4 protein-coding genes are annotated in these 7,185 nt (G+C 40.8%); 1 reads left to right on the top strand and 3 read right to left on the bottom strand.

All coding sequences use genetic code 11. The features are described 5' to 3' along the window. Positions 1 to 7: 7 nt before the first annotated feature. Both C2869_RS11355 and C2869_RS11350 read right to left on the bottom strand, forming a co-directional pair. Positions 8 to 1,369: a porin family protein gene (locus C2869_RS11355; RefSeq protein WP_108603048.1), complete on the bottom strand. Its 1,362-nt coding sequence runs from the start codon at positions 1,367 to 1,369 to the stop codon at positions 8 to 10. A 248-nt stretch (positions 1,370 to 1,617) separates the two neighbouring features. Further along, positions 1,618 to 4,809, bottom strand: a complete 3,192-nt coding sequence (locus C2869_RS11350) for a hybrid sensor histidine kinase/response regulator (protein WP_108603047.1) — start codon at positions 4,807 to 4,809, stop codon at positions 1,618 to 1,620. A 247-nt stretch (positions 4,810 to 5,056) separates the two neighbouring features. Between C2869_RS11350 and C2869_RS11345 the strand changes: the two genes are divergently transcribed. Continuing rightward, positions 5,057 to 6,013 (top strand): hypothetical protein, encoded by a 957-nt coding sequence (locus tag C2869_RS11345; RefSeq protein WP_108603046.1) that lies wholly within the window; start codon positions 5,057 to 5,059, stop codon positions 6,011 to 6,013. A gap of 15 nt (positions 6,014 to 6,028) precedes the next feature. On the opposite strand, the gene C2869_RS11340 is transcribed toward C2869_RS11345, so the two are convergent. Further along, positions 6,029 to 7,087 carry a polysaccharide deacetylase family protein gene (locus C2869_RS11340; protein WP_108603045.1) on the bottom strand — a complete coding sequence of 353 codons (1,059 nt, stop codon included), beginning with the start codon at positions 7,085 to 7,087 and terminating at the stop codon, positions 6,029 to 6,031. Between the last annotated feature and the right edge of the window lie 98 nt (positions 7,088 to 7,185).

Below are 7,185 nucleotides of genomic sequence, written 5' to 3'. Positions count from 1 at the left end.
TCCACACCTAAAACTTAAACTTAACGCCAGTTGTAATCACTTGCTTGTCAAATACATATAACGGGTGATTACTCGACTTATTAACGACACTGATTTTGCTATTCCAAACCCAATCATCATTGATATTAAAATCGGCTCCAAGCGAAGCGGATACAGTGTCATCATTACGAACAATAGTAAAAGGCAATTCGTTTTCGTCGGCCAACGGTAATGCAACATTCGCTTTCAAATATTTACTATTGGTATAACTCAACATACTGTTTAACCTAACCCTTGAGGTTAATGGCCAAATATTGCGATAACTGAGACTTAATGCATTTTTTTCATTATGTTGCGACTTTTCATCTAACTGCTTGACGCGATCGGCCGCACCGCCCACAGCAAATACATGAGCAGAGCCAAACGCGAAAGTTAAATAGCTAACTCGAATAGAAGTTGTATTTAAATCAAGGTTATCGCTCTCGGTATTGTCCACGTCGCTATACGCTAGATTTAATCCGACACTAGAGCCGCTACTTAAACGCCAAGTGTTATCAAGCATAATGGCCAAAGTGTCTTGATATTTTTCACCGCCTAACCAAAATGGCTGAAATGAACCCGTTAATTTATAGGAGTAAATCGAGTCTTCAAAAACACCATTATATGATAACTTCATATCAGCAAAGGTTTTTTGATAATCATCCAGTTCACTATAGCTAGTGTCACCACCGGCTAGACTAATAGAAATCGTGTCATCTTTAGTAATTGGATAATCGAAAGCTAAATTGAGGTTTACCTGTCTCTGATTATCACTTTGAATTGGAAGTGGCACATCAAAAAGCAATTGATTCCCCAGTACAACTTTAACTGAGCCTTCTTCTAACCCAGAAGACACATTATCGTCATAGCCAATGCCGGCTGAAAAACTGCCATACAAGCGCATACGCTGCATGCGAATTTTTTGATCCATCAAATTTATATAACGATCTACTTGGGCGACAACATGATTGGGTGGGTTCTTTTCTAGTACTTGTAAAAACTCTCGACGCGACGCTTTAAAGTTATCTAACTCAAAATACGCAATAGCTAACGCAACACGGGCGCGAATATCGTTGGGTAAGTTTATAATCACCCGCTCAAAAGCAAAGATAGCACTTTGGTGATTATTCGTTTTACGCGCGGCGATACCATATAAAAAATCAAATTTGGTATCCCCTGCCCATTCATCAAAATACTTCTCACCTAACTGGTAAGCTTCAGCAAATTGCTTACTTTCCATGAAAGTAGTCATTTGAGGTCGAGGATCAAATGATTGACCTAATACTGACCAAGAGCAAAGGCTTGCAACCAGTAAAAAGCCTAGAGGGCGAAGTATCCCAGCGTTACGCATGTCGGGTTTCCAATGTATAGTAAAGATAAATGTTAGATAGCATCCTATATATTTTAAACCAGCCCAGTGTAAATAGTCAGTGTACTAGCCAGCAAAATAGGAATAACTTATTGTTATGTTTTGAATATGTGACAGGGTAAGCAGAAACTTACTAATGACAAAAAATGATAGATAGAGGGGTTATCTCAATTCCATTTTTGTAAAATTTTTTATAAAGCTCAGCTGACACACGTCAATTAAGATCTATATTATTGACTAAACATGGATTGCTCAAGCTTATTTAGTGCGTCAATTGCCGCTTGATTGTCAAAATCTTCAATGTATTTTTGCGCTTTGTCGAATTTAGCGCGATATTTATCCGGAACTTTATCGGAAATCTGCCTGACTAGCTCCATATCAACAAATTCGTTATCGACTAATTTGGCAATTAATGCACCAAGCTCAGTTTGGGTAAGTAATGCCTGTTGGTGCCTTTCAACTTCGGTTTGTTTTAATACAAACTCAATAGTATTTAACACTTCACTCAATGCTGCTTCAAAGCCGTGAATGATACTTTCGTGATCACGCCCTTGCGGATGTAACCAAGCCTCGCATGCGGCTGAAAGCTTTTCAGCACCAATCGTGTCAGCTGCGGCGTGCGCTTCAAATAATTTGTTTTCCAGCAAACCAACGTTGCCCTCGTGATACCATGCAATCACTTGCTGAGCAAAATTAAGATAGGCTCGGTGGAAACGCTTTAGCCCGGACACATAAGCTAACTCACTATCCGATAATTGATGCAAGCCTCGCTGGGCATTTAAGCCAGGTAATATTTTCGGTAAACCTGACATTTGGCTATGGCTGGCTTTGACTTCATCCGTTTGTTTGTTAAGCAGAAATCGTGAAAGCTCGTCGCGCAGTAACTTTAAGTCGACCGGTTTGGTTACATAACCATTCATCCCCACTTGTTTGCTTTTTTGCCGATCTTCATCTGTTGCATTTGCCGTCATAGCAATAACGGGGATTTGCTGGGAAATATGTTCACGAATGTATTGCGTCGCTTCGTAGCCATCGATTTCCGGCATTTGGATATCCATAATAATCAAACTGTAATTGTGATCTTGCAGCGCCTCATAAGCTGGTTTTGCCCCATCAACCACATCAGCTTGAATATTAAGCTGCTTCAACAACTCCACCGCCACAATTTGATTAATTTGATTATCTTCCACCACCAGCACTTTTTCTCCATCAAATACCGGTTTAGGTTGCTGACTTTGTACAAGCTGTTTAGTTTCAACAAATAATTGAGTAGGAGCTAATCTTTTCACAAGCTGCGACGCTAACAAGGGTTTTTCAATCACTTGCTTGTGGTGAACACCAAAATTAGCTTGTAAAAGAGGTAGCTCATCAAAGTAACAACACACAAAAAGATTATCAAAACTAAACAAGTAATCGGTTAACAACAAAGGCGTCGGCAAGATAATAATATCGTCAACCATTAATGAGGAGGTGTCCGGCGCAACAATATGTAAATTGGTGCCTTGATGGGTTAACCATTTTTGCAACCAAACCGATTCATCACTGTTATCTGCCACTAAACAAACTCTTTGCTCAGTTTGCGCGAGGTTCGCCTCTTGCTGTTCTTGTCGTTTGGCTTCACTCACCCTAACATTAAAATGAAATTCGCTGCCTAAGTCTTGCTCACTCGATACACTTATGTGACCTTCCATCATTTCACATAAGCGCTTACAAATAGCTAAACCAAGTCCTGTGCCGCCGTGATGACGTGTGGTTGACGAATCAGCTTGCGTAAAAGCGTCAAACAGCGCAGATTGTTTTTCAGCACTTACACCTTCCCCCGTATCAACAACTTTCGCTTCAAGCAACCACTGCTGTTTCTCCAATGTTGTCATGCTCAGCACTACCTTGACCGAACCACTGGCAGTAAATTTAATCGCATTACCAATTAAATTGATAAATATTTGCTTAATCCGCACCGGATCACCGCGCAAAAATGCCGGTACATCAGGCGAAACATCAAACACAAAATCTAAACCTTTCTCTCTCGCTGAACGCAAAAAGATGTCAGTTAACGCCTGCAACATATCTGTTACTGAAAACTCGATATTTTCAAGAACAACTTTGCCCGCTTCGATTTTAGAAAAATCTAATACATCATTAATGAGTGACAATAACGACTGGGAAGCACTGTATATTTTGTCGATATAATCACCGACTTTACCGGTAGGGCTTTCTGTAATACAAAGTTGAGTTAGGCCAATCACCGCATTTAACGGAGTCCGAATTTCATGGCTAATATTGGCCAAAAACTGACTTTTCGCTTCTGCGACTGCTCTGGCTTGTTTTCTGTCTTCTCGTAGGCGGTTTTCTTTGGCTTTGCGCTCTGATATATCGTGCCAAGTGATCAACCACCACGAGTCCTGCTCTTCACAAACTCGATGCATATTAACTTCAGCTGGAAAAGCTTGGCCGGTCGCGCTTTGAAACATCCAATCAAATTTATGTTGGCCGCACATGTCAGCCAATTTTTCCATAATGGCTAATTTTTTATCTGATGGTTGACCATCGGGTTGCTTTTCAGGACTTAAATTTAATAAGGTTTGGCCAATAAGACTTTTTTCATTGGCAAGCTGCAATAAATTGAGTGCTTGCTGATTAGCGCGAAAAATGCCTTTTTTATCTAACATCAGCAAACCATTGGCTGAGTTATCAAACACAAGCTGCTGGACCACAAATTGACGTTTTCGGTAAGAAACATCGCGGCTAATGACCAAAACCCCCTCTGTTTCCCCTTGAGGGTTAACCTTAGGTGCCAATCGCGATTCCAAAACTCGGCTGCCATCTTGATGTTTAAACTGCCACTCTTGTTCTAAAATAACATCAGATTCACCATTAAGTACTCGCCAGTAATGCTCTAAATTGATCTCTACTAGCTCATCAATTAAAAAGTGTTGTTCTGTTTTACCAAGAATTTCATCGATAGTTACGCCGAGCATATTAGCCAATGCAGAATTAGCCTGTTCGTAAATAAGCTGGTCTTGAACTAAGCGCAAGCTATAAACAATATCAGGCACTTCAATAAGCGCAGTTTCGATTGGTATGTAAGTACTAACTTCAGAGTTTACTTGCTGATTATCACTTGCCTCATAAATATCAGCTAGGGCCGATAACATCCAAGCTTGTTGTTCAAGATTCAGTTGATAATCTGTATAGGAAAGGCAAACGCCGCCTTCGACGTTTATAAGGATATCAAAGCCGTTATCCATCACGCTTACGTCGTAGTCCTGACTGACAGTGACCACATGAATATCAATCAATTTTGCGTTCGTTAGCCAATTAGCAACAAACGCCTGGATCGTTTGTATTACACTCAATTGTGCATTTGTCGCTAATGTTTTCGCGAAGGCTTGCCGAAACTGTTTAAGGACATTCAGGTCCACTGCTACTCCAAAGGCATTGGCAAATTAGATTTAGAACGAATATATAGTCTTACCGTTAAGTTTAAGGCTTCATTAACCGTGTTTCGCTCCTGTCATTCTATTGAATAAATATCAAGGGAGCTTAAAACTGAATGGCTTGACTATACTATAGTTTACAAATGGTTGATTTGGATAAGATTTCGTTAATCCAATGTTATAATAGTGCAATTATATAAAATTGCTAGACTGGAGAATTAAAAGCAAAATTATGCTAGCTAACACTCGGCGTTACCTATGCTATTTGGCTTTATGTTGCCCGTTGGCAATCCAAGCTGAACAAACCTTATTCAACAAAAAAGTGGGTAAAAATGCCGTAACCTTAAGCTATGGCTGGCAAGGCTTAGACAATAAAGACCATAAAATTGAACTGGCTTTTGACGCTCAGCAAATGCATGACACATTTCGTAGTTTCAAACGCTACAAACCGGCTGTTGCTTTACGCAACATAGAAGTCGGACTGCGAAAAAGCTTACCCAAACTATCTAAACGCGGCGCGCAAGTGTATGTTTTAAAACGTTCTGGTGAATTAGAGATCCAAGTTAAAGGAAGAAATAAACAAAAAACCAGTCAGATTTTACAACAAGCTTTACAAACCAAGCAGGAAATAGAAAATCAATTTTTGCTGGATTCTTATTACGAGCGCACGACAGATAGCTATGGCCACCTAGGTATCAAACCGGCTTACACTCGCTTTGCAATCGAGTCAATGAACTTACTAACCCCACTCAATCAATACATTGCAACCGAGTATGGCGGTTACCCCACTCGTTATATCATTAACTATATATTGGCGTTTGTGCAAAGCATTCCTTACCAAGATTTAGAAAATCGCCGCGACTCACATGGTGCTGGCTTTAATCCACCTAACCGACTGTTGCTAGAAAACAAAGGCGATTGCGATAGTAAATCCACGTTAATGGCGAGTATATTACGCGGAGTTTTTCCTCGGGTTGGCATTGCGATTATTCTGCTCCCCGACCATGCATTAATAGGTATACAAATTCCCTATCAAAAATCTGATGATTATGTTGAGGTAGACGGTACACATTATGTACTAGCAGAGCCTACTGGCCCTGCTTTATTACCTGCCGCTCGCATTTCGGAGCATTCAAAACGCTTTATCGCGGGTAACGCTTTTACCGTAGAAATGATGCCTTTTCGCTAACCACAATATGCTTAATCAAGGCACACGCAACCACGGCTGCGAAAACCAATAATACTGCCCAGGTTTAGCTCGGCTCGGCGCAGTACAGTTATAACGATGACGGCCTTCAGTTAAGCTCTGAGAGGCTTGTACTTGAATGTGTTTAGTATTCACTATTGTCACTTTTGGTTTGTCTTGCCCCGCCACAAAGCAGTTTATTTGCTGTAAGCTAAAATCTTGCACTTGCTCAAACTCAATATCTAACACTGGCTTAAATGGTTGCTTAACAACAGGTTCAATATAGCGAGTAGCTTTAACTGGAAACGGTAAACTGGCCAATTTAGTTTTTAATGTATTTAAGTTAGCGTAAATGCCATTGGCGGGAAATCGCGGCAAACTTTGCCAATGACTATAGCGACTCATTGGGCCACTATGTTGACCAAAGGCAATAAAACCTTGCTCTTCCAGCCAATTGGCTAATGACAAATCATATTCACCATAAGGGTAGGCTACCATTTTATGACGCTGACCGGTTTGCTTGGCGATTTCCTGTTCGGCCGTGAGTATTTGTTGCTCAACTTTATCTCGCCAAGCTTGCTGACTCATGCCTTGTTCTGGCCGCACCCAATAATCATGCTGCCAGCCATGATTAGCAATTGTTGCCCCTTGCTTAGCCACATTTTTAATTTGCGGCCAATCCATATAAATCGTTTTACCAACTAAGCCAGGGTTGATAAAAATAGTATACGGCCACCCCCGCTGGATTAACTCAGGTATAGCATGCTCCATTAGGTTGGCATAACCGTCATCAAAAGTAATGGCGACGGCTTTTTCCGGTAATGCTTGGTTGCTTTTAATCCGCTGTACTATGTCAGGTAATGCGAGTACCTGATACCCCTCATCAGCCAAATATTGCATATGCTGACTAAAGCCAGTTGGGCTAATACTGGTGACAGGTGGCGTATTTTCGGCAACATGATGATACTGCAATATCACCGCATGCTGTTGAGCAAAACAGCTAACCGAATAGGTCAATAAAGCGAGCGAAAGAAAACAAAAACGAAGCGATTGACGCATTAAACTTAAAATGAACATAGCAAATGCCGTGATGAAGTGGGTTGGGATTAAGTTTTATAGTCAAAGCAATCAGGTTTTAGGGGCAGGTTTCTAGTTCCAGACGAAACCTAAGTACC

Source organism: Saccharobesus litoralis (assembly GCF_003063625.1).
GTDB classification, from domain to species: domain Bacteria; phylum Pseudomonadota; class Gammaproteobacteria; order Enterobacterales; family Alteromonadaceae; genus Saccharobesus; species Saccharobesus litoralis.
Note: the sequence above shows the minus strand (reverse complement) of the source record. Positions and strands in the feature narration are given on the sequence as shown.